Source organism: Streptomyces sp. NPDC005728 (assembly GCF_040630895.1).
Lineage (GTDB): Bacteria > Actinomycetota > Actinomycetes > Streptomycetales > Streptomycetaceae > Streptomyces.
On record NZ_JBEXYL010000029.1, the window covers coordinates 84,191 to 100,940 of the forward strand.

A 16,750-nucleotide genomic window follows, 5' to 3' on the forward strand; every position below is an offset into this window, starting at 1 on the left:
GCGCGTGCATCGAAGAAGCATCGGGAATGTATCAAGATCCACCGGCAGGGTTACCGGCATGCCAGCACTCCACACCGTCGATCCGGAGCAGGTGACCGGTGAAACCGCGACCCTGTTCACCGCCACGCACCAGGCCCTGGGGGTCATCCCCAACCTGGCCAAGGTGATGGCCAACAACCCGGCCGTACTGAAGGGATACGTGGACGTCGTCACCGCCCTGAGCGCGGAGGGGACCTTGTCGGCGGGTGTGCGCGAGCGCATCGCGTTGCTGGTGGCGCAGGAGAACCGATCCGACTACTGCCTGTCCGTGCATGCGTTCCGCGGGACCAAAGTGGCCGGGCTGACCACGGCCGAGGCCACCCGCGCACGGCGGGGCGAGGCCGACGACCCCTGGGCCGCCGCTGTCCTGGACCTGGCCGCCGTGGTGGTCCGGGACCACGGAGTCGTTTCCGACGCGCGGCTGGCCACAGCCCGGCACGCCGGCCTCTCCGACGGGCACGTCGTCGAAGTCATCGCCCACGTGGCGCTCAGCGTGTTCACCAACTACCTGGCCACAGCGGCGCGCATCGACATCGACTGGCCGCTCGTGCGCCACACCGACTGAGAGAACGCGATGACCTGACGTACGCGATGACACGGTCAGGGCCGGATCGCCTGAACCGGATCCACCAGCCCGCCCCCAAAGAAATATGAGCCATCCCCACCGAGGAGTCACACATGATCAGCGCCGTCCCCCTCACCCAGGTCTCGACCGAAGACGCCACCGCCTGGCATGCGGTCGTGGCAGCCTCGCTCGCCTGCGATCTGCCCGAGGAGCCCCGGCCCACGTTCGAACAGGTCCACGCCCAACTCACCGTCACCGGGCGGGACAACCGCCGACTGCTGTGGCTGGCCACCACGGCCGACGGTGCGGTGGTCGGTGTGGCCGGGCTGCGGCTGTTCACCTCGCCCGGTCAAAGCCACCTGGCAGAGGTGGAGCTGCACGTCGCCCCGGACCGGCGGCGCTCAGGAGTGGGCTCGCACCTGCTGGCCACAGCCGTGAAGGCAGCACAGGCCGAGCAGCGTCGCAGCCTGGTGGCCGCCGCACCCGGCGACGGACCGAGTGGCGCCTTCTGCGCCGGGCGCGGCTTCCGGCGCGTACTGGCACTTGACCACCTGCTTCTCGACGTCGCGCACGCCGACGACGCCGAGGCCGACGCCGAGCACCCCGGCTACGAGCTGGCCAGCTGGACCGGCACGGTTCCCGACGAGCTGGCCGAGCCGTTCGCCGCGGCCAAGAACGCGATGAACGACATGCCCACCGGCGACATGGACTACGGCAGCCAGACCTGGACCGCCGACCGGGTCCGCGCCATGGCCGAAGTGCTGGCCGACCGCGGCGACCTGCTGCTGACGACCGCCGCGCTCATCAAGGGGGAGATGGCCGGATACACCGAGATCGTCATCCGGGCCGGGGAGACCCGCCGGGCCCTGCAGTACGACACCGTCGTGGTGCCCGCCCACCGCGGCCACGGGCTCGGGCTGTGGGTCAAAGCCGAGATGGTGCGCAGGCTCCGTGCCGACCACCCCGCAATCGTGGAGATCGAGACCGACAACGCACAGGACAACACCCACATGCTCGCCGTGAACCGCCGGCTGGGCTTCCGCTTCCACCGCAGCACCCACGAATACCAACTCGACCTGCCCGCCAACTGACCACTCCCCATTCCGACTGCTCCGCCACCTGACCGCTCCCCAAGGAGAACGTCCCGATGCAGAAGTTCGAGACCCCCGACCCGATCGCCGCTGTTCTGGAGATACCCGCCGGCCGCATCAGCCTCCTCGCCGCCGACCGCGCCGAGACCACCGTCCAGGTGCGTCCCGCGGACGCCGCCGAGGGACGCGATGTGAAGGCCGCGGAGCAGACCGCGGTCGAGTACGGCGACGGCGTGCTGCGCGTCGTCGCGCCGAAGGCGAAGAACCAGGTGCTGAGCAACCTTGGATCCGTGGAGGTGACGGTTCACCTGCCCACCGGCTCCCGCGTCGAGGCCACCTCCGCCGCCGCCGAGGTGCGCACCGAGGGCCGGCTCGGCGACGTCACCGCCCATGGCGCCCACCGCCGCATCGAGATCGCCGACGTGGAGGGCCTGCGCCTCACCGCCGTCGACGGCGACATCCACGTCGGCCGACTACGCGGCCCCGCGGAGATCTCCACCGCGCGGGGCGGCATCACCATCGGCGAGGCGGTGCGCGGCACGGTGGTGCTCCGTACTCAGCACGGCGACATCTCGATCGCCGCCGCCCCCGGCATCTCCGCCACTCTGGACGCCGACCCCCGCCACGGCCGCGTCAGCAACGCCCTGAAGAACGACGGCTTCCCCGTACTGGACATCAGCGCCACCAGCAGCACCGGTGACATCGTCGCCCGCAGCCTCTGACCCCCTGATCCATCGCCTTCTCCTCTCCCCCCGACACTTCCACCCGACCAGGGAGCACCCCACCATGTCCCACTTCACCGCATCAGGGCAGCGCAAGATCCGCGACGTGCTGGCCCGGCACGTGGAGTCCGGCAAGATCCCCGGCGTCGTCGCGCTGTTCAGCAAAGACGACGAGACGCACGTCGAGACGCTCGGCACGATGCAGGACGACGGCGGCGCCCCGATGCGCCGGGACACCATCTTCCGGATGGCCTCCGCCTCCAAGCCGCTCTCGATATCGGCGGCGATGGTGCTCCTGGACGAGTGCCGGCTGCGGCTGGACGACCCGGTGGACCATTGGCTGCCGGAGCTGGCCGACCGTCAGGTGCTGAAGGCGTTCGACGGCCCGATCGACGAGACGGTCCCAGCCCGCCGTCCGGTCACCGTCCGGGACGTGCTGACCTCCACCTTCGGCCTCGGAATGGACATGACCTCGATCGGTACGCCGATCATGAACGAGGTCTTCGCGCAGGGGCTGACACCCAACTTGCCCACTCCGATGCCCGACCAGGACGAGTGGCTGCGCCGCCTGGGCGCGCTGCCGCTGATGCACCAGCCCGGCGACCACTGGCAGTACCACATCGCCAGCGACCTGGCCGGCGTCCTGGTCTCCCGCGTGACCGGCAAGACCTTCGACGAGGCGCTGCGCGAGCGCGTCTTCGGCCCGCTGGGGATGAAGGACACCGGCTTCCACGTCCCGGACGAGAAGGTCGACCGCATGCCGGTCCTCTACGCGCCCGACCCGGCGTCCGGCGAGTTCCAGGTGTGGGACGAGTCCAAGGGCGGCCGGTGGAACATTCCTCCGGCGTTCCAGGGCGGCGGGGGCGGTCTGGTCTCCACCGCGGACGACTACCACGCCTACTTCAAGATGCTGCTGAACGGCGGCAAGCACCGCGGCGAGCGGATCCTGTCCAGGCAGGCGGTGGAGCTGATGACCACCAACCGCCTCGCCCCCACGCAGAACGCCGCCCGCACCGAGCTGGCCACCAACAACGTCCACATCTCCTTCGGCCAGGGGCAGCACGGAGGCTGGGGCTTCGGGATGGCGGTACGGACCTACCGCGGCGACTACGCGCCCGTCGGCCAGTTCGGCTGGGACGGCGGCGCCGGCACCTCCACGTACGCCGACCCCGTCAACAACGTCGTCGGCATCCTCCTCACCCAGGTAGGCACCTCCGTCCCCAACTCGGTCCACCTGATGCACGACTTCTGGACCACCCTCTACCAGGCGATCGAGGAGTAAGCGCCCACCCAGACCTACGCACCGGTGCCCGCTCCGCCCCGCAGTGCCGGGGCGGAGCGGCGCATGCCCCGGGCCGCTCCTCGGGCGGCGCGCTGCGCCGCACGACGGCCGAGGAGGCGAGGATGGCAGCCGTCAAGATCACCGAGGCGTGGACGGGAGCCCTGTGAGGCGGCTGGACCAGGCGCCTGACGAGGACCGGCAGGAGCTGATCCACCTCTTCCGGGAGGCCGCCTGCGAGGAGAACGACTCCGCGCACAAGGCGTTCGCTTCCGGTTTCCCGGAGGCCATCGGTTTGGTCGAGGAGAGCGACTGAGCGACGACCACCTGATCAGGTGATGAGTCGACCTTCGCGACGGTCAGGCTGACGGAGGTCACCAAGGGTGCCGGGTCCCGAGCCGCCGCCCTGGCGATGGTGTTCAACCTCGTCGAGTCCGCCCAGGCCCGCTGGCGAGCCGTGTCCGCACTCCACCTCGTGGCCCTCGTCCCCGCCGGGACCCGCTGCGAACGCGGCCAGATCATCGAACGCCCCGAAGCCCCCGCAGCCTGAAACAGGTCAATGATCCACAGACTGTGGCCGCTTGTCGGCGACCTGCCCCGGCAGGGACTCACGTCGGATCCGGCAGGTCCATCAGCGCGAGCTTGGCCGGGTCGATCACGACCGTGATGTCGGTGATCCGGCCGTCGACGACGGTGAACGCGAGGACCGAGAGCGGGGTGCCGTCCTCGCGCCAGGAAATGATCCCTGGGAGGCCGTTGACGAGCACCGCCCGCCCCTGTGCGGCTGCGCTGGCGGACAGTTGCGCGCCGGCTGCGACCTTGGTGGCGCCGAGGGCGATGACTACGCCGGACGGGGTGTCGACGGTCAGTTTCACCTCGGGGTCGAGTACCCGCAGCAACTCCTCGAAGTCGCCGCGGCGAGCCGCCGCCAGGAAGGCCTGGACCACCTGTCGCTGCTCCCGTCCGACCCCGGTCGGCCGCTCAATCGCCTGCACCTTCCTGCGGGCGCGGCTGGCGAGCATCTTGGTGGCAGCGGTGGACTTGCCGAGGATCTGGCCGATCTCGTCGAACGGCACCGCGAACAGGTCGTGCAGCACGAACGCCAGCCGCTCGCTCGGCCCGAGCGACTCCAGGACGACGAGGAGCGCGAGCCCGACCGAGTCGGCGAGCACTGCGTCGTCCTCGGGAACAGGACTGTCGTCGAGCGTCACCACGCGTTCGGACAGGCGGTCGTCGTAGGACGCCTCCGGGCGGGCCTGGCGCGATCGCAGGACATCGAGGCTGATCCGGCCGACCACCGTGGTCAGCCAGCCGGCGAGGTTGTGGATGGTCGCCGCGTCCTGGCGGGAGAGGCGCAGCCAGGACTCCTGGACCACGTCCTCGGCATCGGCGTGCGATCCGAGCATGCGGTAGGCGACCGCGCGCAGCCGGTCGCGCTGGGCCTCGAACGCCTCGGCCACCGGGTCCGCCGGGCTGGTGTCGGACATGTTGTTACCTTCCTCGGCTCTGCTCCGTCATGAGGATGACGCGCCCGCAGGGGCTCAGGTAACCGATGAAGGAGCAGCCCGATGGAAGCACGCATGAACGGCCCGGCGAACCCCGACGTGATCACAGCGATCCAGCACCTCTACAAGGCGATTCATGCCGGGGGCGTGGACAAGCACCTGTTGTCGCTGGTCCACTTGCGCACCAGCCAGATCAACGGTTGCAGCCCCTGCGTCTTCGCCACGATCCAGTCGGCGAAGAAGGCCGGTGAGACAGAGGAGCGGCTGCACAACGTGGTCGCGTGGCGCGAGACGCCCTTCTACACCGATGAGGAGCGGGCTGCCCTCTCCCTGACCGAGGCCGCCACCCGGCTCCAGGACGGCGCACCGGGCGTGACCGACGAGGTCTGGGACGCCGCCGCCGACCACTTCAGCGAGGAGCAGCTGGGCTCGATCATCCTGGAGATCGCGATGACCAACTTCTTCAACCGGATCAACCGCACCGTCCGGGAGCAGGCCGGCAAGACCTGGTGAGTCGGGCGGGGCGTCATCCCCCGGAGGCCGCGCCTTCCTGACGTCGAGGGATGACACCCGCACAGACTGGAACTCCGGGGTCCGTGGCATTCGTGAGGCACCACGGTCCACAGGTCTCGACTATTCCTCCCCCGCAGCTTCCGCCGGCGGTGCGGGAGACGGCGCGCAGCCCGGCGTCAGCCGGTCAGACGGGTCACCACCGAACGCATCGCGTGGCGCAGGGCCGAGCGAGTCTCCTCGGGGGCATCGAGGGTCTCGAAGCCGTGGTGGCCGTTCGGGACGTCGACCAGTTCCAGGTGCGCCCCGCAGTCCTTGGCTGCGGTCACGAACGCCTCGACGGTGGCGGCGATCTCGGGAGTCTCTCGCCCCGCACGGAGAAGGACGATGGGCAGGGCGCCCGCGTGCGCGACAGCCCGGACCGGGCGGAACCGGCTGTCGTTCAGCCCCCAGTTGGGCAGTGGCGACAGGATCGGGTAGGAGGCGGCCAGGCAGCGCAGCCAGGCGGGGGGTTGCGTCAGCCAGTCCGCAGTGAGCAGGCCGCCGCCGGAGAAGAACCACAGGGCGATCCGGTCGGCGTCCACCCGGGGATCGGCCCGCACCAGTTCCATGGCTGCTGCGACGTCCGCGGCGGCGCGTGCGAAGTCGCCGACATCGTGCAGCCGGTGGTCGAGGGTCACGCCGACCATGCCCTCGGCGGCCGCCAGGCGGGCGTACCCCACCAGGGTCGGCCAGTCGCGCGGGGTCGGCCGGGCTCCGGCGGGCACCGGGCCGCCGTGCACGAAGACCACAGCCGGTCGCGGGCCCTCGGCGTCGGGGACGTACAGGTCGACATGTCCCCTGCGGTCCCGGGGCAGTTCGGGTACCTCCAGCGGGAACGGGCGCAGGTGGGCGGGCGGCTCAGCGGCGCCGACCGGTCGCAGGCGGCGCCCCTCGCCGGCCGCAGCCTGCAGCAGGACGTCCGCCAGTTCGGAGGGGCACGACAGCATCGGCCAGTGGCCAGTGGGCAGTTCGAAGAATGTGACCTGGGGGTCGGTCAGGGCCGCCATCGCGGGGTCACCGAGATCGACGAGCCGTTGCACCAGATCGACGCTGACGCCGTTACGGGTGCACAGCACTCCGGTGGTGGGCACCGCGGCAACCGCTCCGGTCAGCTGCAGCGGCTGGAGCAGAGTGCCCAGCGGCTGCGGCGCGGCAAGGGCGGTGAGCCGCTCCAGTGCCGCGTCGGAGATGCCGGCGGTACTGCCCCACCGTTGCCACTCGTCACGGGACGGCGGCGCCAACTCGCCGTCATGTTCGTTGCGTTGGGCCCGGTCTGCCAGCTGTGCGCGCAAGGCCTGGTCCGGTACGGCGGCCAGGGCCGGGACGCCGTTCTGCGGCATTCCGCAGTCCAGGTACACGATGCGGGCGACGTGCTGGGGCCGCCGGTCGGCGGCGCCGAGCACCGGATGGATGCCGTAGTCGTGGCCGACGAGCACGATCTCCCGGCCGGAGGCCGCGCCCACTGCGTCGATCACCCCGATCACGTCCTCGATGTGCGTCTCCAGACCGACGCGGGCCGACGCGGCGGGGCGGTCCGCATCGACTCCGGTGAGCGGGACCGCATGCACCTCGCTGCCCGCCGCGGCCAGTCGCGCGGCTGTCTCCTGCCACACATCGGCGCCGGTGAACACGCCCGCCACCATGATGAACACGGTCATGACTGTCTCCTCGGGTCCGACACAAGACGTCACGCCGGTCGCGTACGCCCAGGCCCGCGGACCCGGACGTAGGCCCGGGCCGCATGCACCGGTACCGTAGGAACTCCCCCAGAGGGAGGTTCAACTGTCGTCGTACGAGGTCGCCTGGAGCATCGGTGAGCTCGCCGAGCGCGCGGGTGCCACCGTGAAAACCGTCCGCTTCTACTCCGACAGCGGTCTGCTGCCTGAGGCCTCCCGTAGCGGCGGCGGGCACCGCCGCTACGGCCCTGAGGCGCTGGAGCGGCTGCACCTGATCCGCTCCCTGCGGACCCTCGACCTGCCACTGCCCGAGGTGCGCCGGGTCCTTGAGAACGAGGGCGCAGCGGGCCGTGTGCTGGAGGACGCCGTCGCAGGTCGCCTGCGCGAGCTGGGCAGTGAGCTGAAGGCGTTGCGCTGGCGGGAGGCGGCGCTGCGGCTGGTGCAGGAGTGCCCGCCCGCGGAGCAGGCGGACCGGCTGCGACTGATCGGCGCAGTGAACATCCCGCCGAGCACGGCGCCTCTGGCCCGGTTCTGGCGTGCCTGGCTGCCGCCGCGGATGCCGACCCGGGCGACGTCGGCGTTTCTGGAGGTGGCCGTTCCACAGCCGCCCGACGAGCCGGAGCCGGCGCAGGTGCTCGCCTTCGCCCGGCTGCATGCAATGACGACGGCTCCCTGCCCGGGCGGCCGGCAGCCCCAGCCGGAGGTACACCGGGTGGCCGGGGCTCGTGGAGCGGCCACGCTCTACCCAGGTCTCGCCGAGGCGTACGAGCTCGCGGTCCCGCAGCTGCGGCGGGCACGGGATCCGTACCCGGGTGAGGCGCTGGACGCCTACGTGGCGGCGTACGCGAGCGCATACGGCAGCCGCGACAGCCGAGAGTTCCGCCGCATGCTGGCCGCACAGCTCGCGGCCGAGCCGCGTCTGGACCTGTACTGGGAGCTGACGGCCGTGGTGCTCACCCCGCCGGGCGGCAGGCCGGAACCGACCCCGGGCTCCGCGGACGACTGGCTGCGCACGGCACTGGAGCAGGACAACGCCGCAGCGGCGTAGATCCGCCTGATGGACTCCGTCACCCCGGGCCTCATCGACACCGCCGAGAGCACGCTGCGCGGCGTCGGCGGCGTCCGGGGCATCAGGCAGGTCCGCATGCGGTGGATCGGCCACGCGCTGCGCGCCGAGGCCGACATCGTCGTCGACCCGCAGCTCACCTTGGTGCAGGCCCACGAGCTCGCGGTCGCCGCCGAGCACGCTCTCATCCACGCCGTGCCCCGGCTGACCGCAGCCACCGTCCACACCGACCCCCGAGCACGGCGCCCCGCACGCCGCTCTCGCCCACCACGCGGCATGAGCCGCCGCACCCCAGTACCGGCCCCAGGAATGCACAGCAATCGCGGCCGTACCCGGAGGGGGTATCGTCGGAGGGCACAGCAGCGCGTGAGTGACGAGAAGGGCGAACGGCAGTGGGCAGCGAACAGGCAGGCAGGCGGGGTATCGCCCGACTGCTGGCGGTGTGCGCGGTGCTGCTCGGCCTGTCCCTCATGCACGGCGCGCCGGCCACGGCCGCCTCCGGCTGCCATGAGGCGGCGGCCCAGACCGCGCCGATGCCCGCCGGCCACGACGCTGCGGCGATGATCACCGCCGGGGGTCCGGCGGCCACGCAGCATGCACAGACCGCCGTCCAGGCCGCCGGCACGTCAGGAACACACGGGACGCTGTGCGTCTCGACCCCCGCACAGGAGCGGATCCCGCTGCCCTCAGCCGGCCTCGTCGCCGTGGTCGCCGTCGCGATGCTGGCTGCGTGGGCGCTGGCGCCACTGCGGGCGGCCACCGGCCGGACGCGGCGGCGCGGGCCCCCGGCCGGCGGAAGTGAACTCCTGCTCCAGGTGTGCATCGCACGGACGTGACAGGCACCGCCGACCCGGCCACCGGCCGGGACCGGCCCAGTGCCCTGCCCTTCCGCGCGCCACCGGTGTGGTGCGCCCACCCGGAAAGTCCTCACATTGTCCACCTCCTCCCGTTTCACCGTCCGCCGCCGCGCCCTCGCGGTGGCGGGCGCGGCAACCGCGCTCGCGCTGACGCTGGCCGCCTGCGGCTCCTCCAGCGACTCCTCATCCATGCCCGGCATGGACCACGGCGCCAAGTCCTCTGCGGCCTCCTCGCCCAGCGCGTCGCCGTCGATGGGTGGCATGCCCGGCATGGACCACATGGCCGTCGGCAATGGCCTGTCCGACACCAGGGACGGCTACCGCCTCACCTCCTCGGACGGGTCGCTGCCGCCCGGCAAGCAGGCCGCGTACCGGTTCACGATCACCGGCCCGGACGGTAAGCAGGTGGCCGCTTTCGCGCTCGACCAGACCAAGCGGATGCACTTCTACGCCATCCGCTCCGACCTGACCGGCTTCCAGCACCTCCACCCCACCATGGCCGCCGACGACATCTGGACCGCGGACCTCGCCTCTCTCGCCCCCGGTACGTGGCGCATGTTCGCCTCCTTCACCCCCGATGCCGGCACTGGGAAGGGCAAGGACTTCGTGCTCAGCCGCACCGTCACCGTCCGCGGCACCGAGGACAAGACCCCGCTGCCCGCCCCGGCCACCACCGCCGAAGTGGACGGGTACACCGTCACCGTCGAGGGCGAACCCATGGCCGGCATGGCCCATCCGCTGACGGTCACGGTGTCCAAGGACGGCAAGCCCGTCACCGACCTTCAGCCCTACCTGGACACCTACGCCCACCTGACCGCCTTCCACGAGGGCGACAGCGCGTTCGCCCACCTCCACCCCACCACCAAGGTCACCGGCAGCAACGGCGGCCCCGACCTGGCCTTCCACACCGAGCTGCCCACCTCGGGCAACTGGCGGCTGTTCCTGCAGTTCAAGACCGGCGGCACGCTCCACACCGCCGCCCTGACCCTGCGCGTCGGCTGAGCCCGGCGGGGCCCCGCCCCCGACCCGACGAACCCGCACCCCAACAACGTCCCTCGGGGTATGCCGCGCCTCGGCAGGAAGGCTCCACCGATGCACGCCGTACTGCACGCACTGCCGATCGCCCGGTCCATGACCAAGGAGATCACCTGGGCCCTGATCCTGGGCTTCGCCCTGTCCGCCGTAGTCCAGGCCGTGGTCCGCAAGTCCACGGTCGCCTCTCTCTTCGGTGACGACCGGCCTCGCACCCTTGTCATTGCCGCAGGGCTGGGAGCCGCGTCCTCGTCCCTGCTCGTACGCAACGGTCACGCCGACCCGCTCGCTGTTCCGCAAGGGCGCGAACTTCACCTCCGCGATGGCCTTCGAGATCGCCTCACCCACCTCGTGGTCGAACTCGGCGTGATCCTGGGGCATCCTCCGCGTCAGCGCCCACCGCACCGCCTGGGACACCCAAGCCCAACTCGCCGCCCGGCCGTTGCCGGACCTGTGCGGAACAGGGTCCGCCAGTCGCGGTGATCGTATGAAGACGCGTCGAACTGCGCTGGAGGCCCCGGCCTGTAGGCGGCCCGCGTGCTGAGACTGGCAGCCGGCGTGGGCGCCTTGCCTGAGGCGCTCAGGTCATCAGTCGAACGCCACCGACCGACTAAGGAGTTCAGATGGATCTGCGCAAGCGCGCGGCTGCCGGCGTGTTCATGGCCGCCGCAGCCTTCACCACCCTCGCCCCGCAGGCCATGGCAGCCCCCATGCCCTGGGAAACCAGCAAGCCCCCCGCAGCCACCACCCACGACACTCCGTCCACGGCGGCCGGCGAGAGCGGCACGGTCACCGTGCTGTGCGGGAATCCCTGCTACCAGTAGGCGGGCCGCACGCCGAGACCGCCCCATGCCGCCGACCGAAGTGGGGTGGCTCCCGAAGTCGCGTACATCGGGTATCGGTGCGAGCGTGCGACTCCCCATCCACATCGCAACGTCGTCGCTACTCGCGTGCAGAGCCCCCTGCGTCGCGGGCTCGCCCAGTACAAGTGACAGGTCGTCGGGCGTCTGTGAGCCGCCCGCTGGGGCGGGCTGCCGCCCCAGACGTGGACTACAGGCCGTGTCCGATGACGTCCGGCACCAGCCACGGTCCGTTGAACGTGAATTCCTTGCAATCGAACGGTTTCCGACGGTCAACACCGCATAGGTTCGTGCGGGCTACGTCAGCAGACACTGGACGGGTTCGGCTGCGATGCCCATTGAGGGACAGCTGGCCCTGCTCGACCTGATCGAGGCCCTGGACAGCGACCCGTACGCGGTGACCGAGCCCTGTTGAGGCTCTTTGAAGACGGTCCTGGCCCTTCGTCAGGGAGAGAGGTCAACGCCTCGATGTTGTGTGGGCATGCACGCGAACTAACGCTGTGCGGGTGTCCGTTCACATTTCCCTCTCGGGCTCGGCTGGGGCCGGGGCAGCGCGACGGTGCACGAGCGCGACCACCGCGCCCGCCCCGATCAGTGCTCGTTCCAATTCCGGATCTTCCCGGAGCGCTGCGCCCGCTTCGGGACCCGGACTGCGCCCACAGGCAGTAGGCCACCTTCGCGCAGGAGGTAAATGGGTGTCCTGGGAAGGCGCGGTGCCGCGACCATGGAACAGACACCGACCCGCTACCCACAAGGAACCGCTCCCCCATGCCTGTGCCTGCCGACCCGACAATCCTGCATCCGATGCCCGAGCAACCCCGGGTGGTGCTGCTCAAGCCGCTGGTGAAGTCCCCACTGATCGAGGTCGGGGAGTACTCCTACTACGACGACCCGGACGACCCGACGGCGTTCGAGACACGCAACGTGCTCTACCACTACGGGCCGGAGAAGCTGATCATCGGCAAGTTCTGCGCGCTGGCCACGGGAGTGCGGTTCATCATGAACGGCGCAAACCACCGGATGGACGGTCCCTCAACCTTCCCCTTCCCCACCATGGGCGGATCCTGGTCCGAACACTTCGACCTGCTCACCGGCCTGCCCAACCGGGGGGACACCATCGTCGGCAACGACGTCTGGTTCGGCCACGGCACGACGATCATGCCCGGCGTACGGATCGGACACGGCGCGATCATCGCCTCCGGTGCCGTGGTCACCAGCGACGTACCCGCCTACGGCATCGTCGGCGGCAACCCGGCCCGTCTCATCCGCACCCGCTACGACGCCCAGGACGTCGCCCGGCTGCTGACGGTGGCCTGGTGGGACTGGCCGACGGAGCACATCACCCAGCACATTCGCACCATCATGTCGGGCAGCATCGCCGATCTCGAAGCCGCCGCCCCGGACACCCCGCACGTGTGACGCACCCGCGGGCGCGCCTGCGTGGGCGCATCGGCCTGCGTGGGACGTCTCCAGATGGCGGTCAACGGATAGTGCAATACCCGACCAGCAATGCCGGGCCGCCAGCCTGACAGCCCGGCCAGTTCACCCGATCACGGAGGGCGAACGCAACGACCCCAGCGAAGGCTCCTCCGGCCGCCAGAACAGCAACTGCCCAGGTGTCGCCTGCGAGAACCGTCAGCACGCCAGTCGCAACAGCCACCTGCCGGCCCGACACCAGGACTACTGCGGCACGCACGGTCGTCAACGGTTCCTGGGACCAGTCGGACGGCACCACGCTGACGTTACTGTGTCACGACCTGGGGACGCGCAAACACCGAGTTATCGATGACAACATCCATCATCGGCAACGGGTCGACTTCCTGAAGATAGATACGCTCGGCCACCAGATACCTGTTGCGGTGGATCGACTCCGCCTCAGATCCGGCCCAGTTCTGGTCACGCTCAGCGCCCCGTACCTGCCGCAGCCATCCTTCCTCAGCCCAGCAGACACGATGAAGTCAGACACCGCCAGCATCTACTCTGCCCGCGAAAGCAAGATCAAACGAGACGGGACAGCAGCGTCGGAGGCACAATCCGGTATGGGGGTTCCTGTCCTCGACAGAGTCTCCCGCCCGGCAGGTCCCAGGGTGCCAAACCCGGGGTCTCTCCCTGGAAGCAGCTGCCGTATCGTTACCGCGCATGTGGCCAGGAGAGCAGCCGTCGGGGGGCGGCCAGAACCCGCAGCAGCCCCCGGTCGGACACCAGTCGAACCCGTACCAGCACCCCAGCCGGCCCAACCCGTACCTACAGCCGGGTTCCGGCCCTTTCCAGCCGAACTCCTACGAGCAGCCGCACCCCTGGCAGACGCCCCTGCAGCCGGCCGCCGGTGCACCCGTGCCCCCGCCGACGGGTGGCGGCCGGAACCGGACCGGAATCGTCGCCGTCATCGCTGCGGCGGCCGTCGTCCTTGCGACAGGCGTCACTGGCTTCTTGGTGCTCGGCGGCCACAAGCACGACGGGGCCGCCCCGGAGCCGACCAACACCTCGTCGCCGTCGCAGAGTTCCGCCAACCCCCGAGAATCCGACGCTCGAACCGCCACGATCAAGGGTTGGAAGGTCGTGATGAACCCGGCCCAGGGGATTGCGTTCGATGTCCCGCCCCAATGGGAGATCCAGTCCGCCGACTGGGTCAGCTATGTCTCCAAGGACGGAGACCCGGACGACAAACCACTCATCGCGATACGCAATGTCGCGATGCTGCAGAAGAAGTGGTGTTCCTCGGACGACGACCGGGACGGCACGCTGGAGGACACACCCCTCGCCGAGGTGGGTACGAGGGGCAACAACGGTTACCGAAGCACTCAGGAGATCGCCGGTTCCGACCCTGAGACCTGGATCTACGGGGCGTACACCCAGCCGGACAAGGCGAAGGCCAAGACCGGCACCGTCAAGGCGTTCACCACGACCTCCGGTCTCAAGGGCAGTCTGGGCATTGCCTGGTCCGCGGGTGTGAAGAAGTCGAAGAAGTGCGCCACGGACGGCAAGGCATGGACTTTCGCCTTCAAGAACACTGCAGGAGCTCTGGTCTCCTGGTCGTTCTTCGGGGCGAAGAACGTGTCCGATGAGGTACCGGACGCGACCATACGGAAAATCGCCGCCACGGTACGGCTCTACAAGGCCCCGTCGGACTCCTGATGGCAATTCGGAACACCCGGCGAAGGGAAAAGGACTAGGGGGCCTGTCTCAAAGAGCTCGTAACACGATCTTGTGGAGTGGTGCAGGTCAGCCGTGACCGGCACGACGATCGAGCTGTTCGTGAGGACGCGAGCGTCAAGCCGTGGGTCGTGGGCGACGAGCCGTGGGTCGTGGGCGACGAGTTGTGGGCGGTGATCGAACCGAGCCCGCCGGCCTGGCCCGAGCTCTCTCCTGGCCCTCGACCCGTGCCCGACCGGCTGTGTCTGCAGGGCATCCTGTTCGTTCTCCACACCGAGGTCAACGCGTGATCGCATCACGCCCCTGAAGGCCACGGCACAGCATCGTCCGGGAGGCCGTCAGCGATCACCGAGACGGCTTCCACCGCGCCGTTCACCTCCTGCACCCGGCCGTCGGCGAACCGCACGCGGTAGCGGTCGCCCCCGATCGGCATGACCCCGGGCAGATCACGGCAGATGGGCGGCGCGGCCCGGCGGCTGCAGGTGACCCCTTGCATGCTCCGGCCAGGTGACAGGACCCGAAGCCGCGGCTGTTCGAAGGCCGCCTCGACCAGCTCGTGCAGCGCGCTGTCCTGCATACGCACGGTGGTCTCGCGCAGTTGGCGCCATCGCACCGGCACAGCCTCGCCACGTTCTGGGCCTCGGCAAGCTCCCAGGTCCGCAGGAAGGGCCACTGCGTCACGAGTTCACCTACCCGGTGTACCCGCAGCCAGGAGTGGAAAGCCCCGGCAACCTCGGACAGGTCGTCGGTACAGCCGGTGGCCATGCGGACGCCGCCAGCCCAACAGTCGACAGAAATGCTGCGCTCCTGCCGTGCCATCAGCACATTCGCTGATCGATCGCCGACCGCCACGTCCGCCGCCACACGACGCCAACCCGGTGAGGACGTCAACTCGACCGTGTCCTGTAGCCCGCACGATCGACTTCCGCCTGCAGAGCGCTCAGCAAAGACCCCGCCCGCACCACCTCGGGACAGACCATCGCGTACTCGTGCCGTAATTCGATGGCGCGCACGAAACAATGTGCCCACCCTGGTCCCCATGGCAGAACCCAAATACCAGATTCGAGCCCTGCACACGGACGCCACGATCACCGTCTACCAGGCGTACGCGCCGGAGATTGGCCTGCCGGCCGCTCGGAAGGGCCGTTTCCCGGCGGTATGGAAGCGGGACCGGATGACATGGATCAAGCCGTCGTTCCTGTGGATGATGTACCGCTGCGGGTGGGGCACCAAAGAAGGCCAGGAGACCGTCCTTGCCGTCGAAATCTCCCGCGAAGGCTTCGAGTGGGCAGTGGAACACGCCTGCCTGTCCCACTACGAGCACGGGCTCCACACCGACCTCGCCACGTGGAAGCGCCAATTGAAGCGGGCACCGACCCGGGTGCAATGGGATCCCGAACGCGACCTGAACCTTCAGCCGCTTCCCCACCGATCGCTCCAGCTCGGGCTCGCCGGCGAAGCCGCACATGCCTACGCCGACGAGTGGACTGTCTCCATCACCGACATCACACCGCTCGCCCACACGATCCACGCCCATGTACGGGACGGTGACCTGGACGCCGCACAGCAACTCCTGCCTCGTGAACACCCCTACCCCGTGAACGACGGGACCCTGACCCACCTACACCAATGAGCCAAGTAGCCAAGTAGCCAAGTAGCCAAGTAGCCAAGTAGCCAAGTAGCCAAGTGAGATGATGGACGACCTTGTTGAGTTCCTTCGGGACCGCAACATGGCGGACAACCACGCCTATGCCGAGGTGGCCCACCTCTTCGGTGACGACGCCCTCCTCGACAGCCACCTGCCGATGCTCGACCTGGTCGACAGGCTGGCCAGGGATTACGAGGTAGTGACTCCTCTCCCTCATGAATGAGGGGGCTTCTCGCTATGCCGCTATGGCTTCGCGACGGACCAGCCCGGCCCGTAGAACGTTCAGGGCGCCGACCGTGTCCGCGTGGGCGTTGTGGCCGCACGCCTGGCAGTGGAACTTCTCCTGGGTGGGCCGGTTCTTTTTGGCGGTGTGTCCGCATGCGGGGCACCGCCGGGAGGTGTTGCGGGGGTCCACCGCCATCACTTGCCGTCCGGCTCCTTCCGCCTTGGCGGCCAGGATTGCGAGGAACACCCCCCATCCGGCATCAGCGATCGAGCGGTTGAGTCCGGCCTTTGCGGCGGCGCCGTTGGGCAGGAAGATGCCCGGCTGTTGGGGGTCCGGCTTCGGTGCGGGGGCCTTGCTCATGTTGCGGATCTTGAGGTCTTCGTACGCGATGAAGTCGTGTTCCCGTACGAGGTCAAGCGCGGTCTTGTGTGCGTGGTCCAGGCGCTGGCGGCGGACCTTGCGGTGCAGCCGGGCCACCG

At 69.6% G+C, this 16,750-nt stretch carries 19 protein-coding genes and 3 pseudogenes; 18 read left to right on the top strand and 4 right to left on the bottom strand.

All coding sequences use genetic code 11. The features are described 5' to 3' along the window. The first annotated feature begins 58 nt into the window (after positions 1 to 58). The 6 genes and pseudogenes from ABZ471_RS21075 to ABZ471_RS21100 all read left to right on the top strand — a co-directional run. Positions 59 to 604: a carboxymuconolactone decarboxylase family protein gene (locus ABZ471_RS21075; protein ID WP_359068299.1), complete on the top strand. Its 546-nt coding sequence runs from the start codon at positions 59 to 61 to the stop codon at positions 602 to 604. Between the two features lie 113 nt (positions 605 to 717). Further along, a complete protein-coding gene (locus ABZ471_RS21080) occupies positions 718 to 1,695 on the top strand; it encodes a GNAT family N-acetyltransferase (RefSeq protein WP_359068300.1) in 978 nt (325 codons plus the stop codon). 56 nt (positions 1,696 to 1,751) lie between these two features. After that, positions 1,752 to 2,417, top strand: a complete 666-nt coding sequence (locus ABZ471_RS21085) for a hypothetical protein (protein ID WP_359068301.1) — start codon at positions 1,752 to 1,754, stop codon at positions 2,415 to 2,417. A 64-nt stretch (positions 2,418 to 2,481) separates the two neighbouring features. Next, entirely contained in the window at positions 2,482 to 3,699 is a 1,218-nt protein-coding gene (locus ABZ471_RS21090) for a serine hydrolase domain-containing protein (protein ID WP_359068302.1), read from the top strand. 148 nt (positions 3,700 to 3,847) lie between these two features. Then, a complete protein-coding gene (locus tag ABZ471_RS21095; RefSeq protein WP_359068303.1) occupies positions 3,848 to 4,012 on the top strand; it encodes a hypothetical protein in 165 nt (54 codons plus the stop codon). A gap of 24 nt (positions 4,013 to 4,036) precedes the next feature. Further along, positions 4,037 to 4,246 (top strand): annotated as a pseudogene (locus tag ABZ471_RS21100) (IS256 family transposase); the annotation flags it as partial. Between the two features lie 58 nt (positions 4,247 to 4,304). On the opposite strand, the gene ABZ471_RS21105 reads toward ABZ471_RS21100, so the two are convergent. Continuing rightward, positions 4,305 to 5,183: a sigma-70 family RNA polymerase sigma factor gene (locus tag ABZ471_RS21105; RefSeq protein ID WP_359068304.1), complete on the bottom strand. Its 879-nt coding sequence runs from the start codon at positions 5,181 to 5,183 to the stop codon at positions 4,305 to 4,307. An 81-nt stretch (positions 5,184 to 5,264) separates the two neighbouring features. Here ABZ471_RS21105 and ABZ471_RS21110 point away from each other — a divergent pair, with 81 nt between their 5' ends. After that, on the top strand, positions 5,265 to 5,714 hold the full coding sequence (locus tag ABZ471_RS21110) for a carboxymuconolactone decarboxylase family protein (RefSeq protein ID WP_359068305.1): 450 nt from the start codon (positions 5,265 to 5,267) through the stop codon (positions 5,712 to 5,714). Positions 5,715 to 5,890: 176 nt separating this feature from the next. Here ABZ471_RS21110 and ABZ471_RS21115 read toward each other — a convergent pair whose 3' ends face one another. Then, positions 5,891 to 7,411 (bottom strand): alpha/beta hydrolase, encoded by a 1,521-nt coding sequence (locus ABZ471_RS21115; protein WP_359068306.1) that lies wholly within the window; start codon positions 7,409 to 7,411, stop codon positions 5,891 to 5,893. A 124-nt stretch (positions 7,412 to 7,535) separates the two neighbouring features. On the opposite strand from ABZ471_RS21115, the gene ABZ471_RS21120 reads away from it, so the two are divergent. The 9 genes and pseudogenes from ABZ471_RS21120 to ABZ471_RS21160 all read left to right on the top strand — a co-directional run bounded on the left by ABZ471_RS21120 (position 7,536) and on the right by ABZ471_RS21160 (position 14,687). Beyond that, positions 7,536 to 8,477, top strand: a complete 942-nt coding sequence (locus ABZ471_RS21120) for a MerR family transcriptional regulator (protein WP_359068319.1) — start codon at positions 7,536 to 7,538, stop codon at positions 8,475 to 8,477. Between the two features lie 3 nt (positions 8,478 to 8,480). Next, a pseudogene (locus tag ABZ471_RS21125) lies at positions 8,481 to 8,775 on the top strand (cation transporter dimerization domain-containing protein); the annotation flags it as partial. A gap of 112 nt (positions 8,776 to 8,887) precedes the next feature. Then, the gene (locus ABZ471_RS21130) at positions 8,888 to 9,331 is read left to right on the top strand and encodes a hypothetical protein (protein WP_359068307.1); all 444 of its coding nucleotides are present in this window, start codon (positions 8,888 to 8,890) and stop codon (positions 9,329 to 9,331) included. A 96-nt stretch (positions 9,332 to 9,427) separates the two neighbouring features. Then, a complete protein-coding gene (locus ABZ471_RS21135) occupies positions 9,428 to 10,354 on the top strand; it encodes a hypothetical protein (RefSeq protein WP_359068308.1) in 927 nt (308 codons plus the stop codon). 90 nt (positions 10,355 to 10,444) lie between these two features. Beyond that, a pseudogene (locus tag ABZ471_RS21140) lies at positions 10,445 to 10,759 on the top strand (permease); the annotation flags it as partial. Positions 10,760 to 11,007: 248 nt separating this feature from the next. Further along, positions 11,008 to 11,208 carry a hypothetical protein gene (locus ABZ471_RS21145; protein ID WP_359068309.1) on the top strand — a complete coding sequence of 67 codons (201 nt, stop codon included), beginning with the start codon at positions 11,008 to 11,010 and terminating at the stop codon, positions 11,206 to 11,208. A gap of 804 nt (positions 11,209 to 12,012) precedes the next feature. Then, on the top strand, positions 12,013 to 12,663 hold the full coding sequence (locus tag ABZ471_RS21150) for a CatB-related O-acetyltransferase (protein WP_359068310.1): 651 nt from the start codon (positions 12,013 to 12,015) through the stop codon (positions 12,661 to 12,663). Between the two features lie 720 nt (positions 12,664 to 13,383). Beyond that, complete coding sequence (locus ABZ471_RS21155; RefSeq protein ID WP_359068311.1) at positions 13,384 to 14,379, top strand: hypothetical protein; 996 nt, start codon at positions 13,384 to 13,386, stop codon at positions 14,377 to 14,379. A 77-nt stretch (positions 14,380 to 14,456) separates the two neighbouring features. Next, positions 14,457 to 14,687, top strand: coding sequence for a hypothetical protein (locus ABZ471_RS21160; RefSeq protein ID WP_359068312.1), 231 nt, complete (start codon positions 14,457 to 14,459; stop codon positions 14,685 to 14,687). Between the two features lie 5 nt (positions 14,688 to 14,692). Here ABZ471_RS21160 and ABZ471_RS21165 read toward each other — a convergent pair whose 3' ends face one another. Next, the gene (locus ABZ471_RS21165; protein WP_359068313.1) at positions 14,693 to 15,010 is read right to left on the bottom strand and encodes a DUF6193 family natural product biosynthesis protein; all 318 of its coding nucleotides are present in this window, start codon (positions 15,008 to 15,010) and stop codon (positions 14,693 to 14,695) included. Positions 15,011 to 15,436: 426 nt separating this feature from the next. Here ABZ471_RS21165 and ABZ471_RS21170 point away from each other — a divergent pair, with 426 nt between their 5' ends. Beyond that, positions 15,437 to 16,030: a DUF4291 domain-containing protein gene (locus ABZ471_RS21170; protein ID WP_359068314.1), complete on the top strand. Its 594-nt coding sequence runs from the start codon at positions 15,437 to 15,439 to the stop codon at positions 16,028 to 16,030. Between the two features lie 58 nt (positions 16,031 to 16,088). Further along, positions 16,089 to 16,268, top strand: coding sequence for a hypothetical protein (locus tag ABZ471_RS21175; RefSeq protein ID WP_359068315.1), 180 nt, complete (start codon positions 16,089 to 16,091; stop codon positions 16,266 to 16,268). Between the two features lie 12 nt (positions 16,269 to 16,280). Here the strand turns inward: ABZ471_RS21175 and ABZ471_RS21180 are convergent. Continuing rightward, on the bottom strand, positions 16,281 to 16,750 hold a 470-nt coding region (locus tag ABZ471_RS21180; RefSeq protein ID WP_359068316.1), incomplete at its 5' end, for a transposase.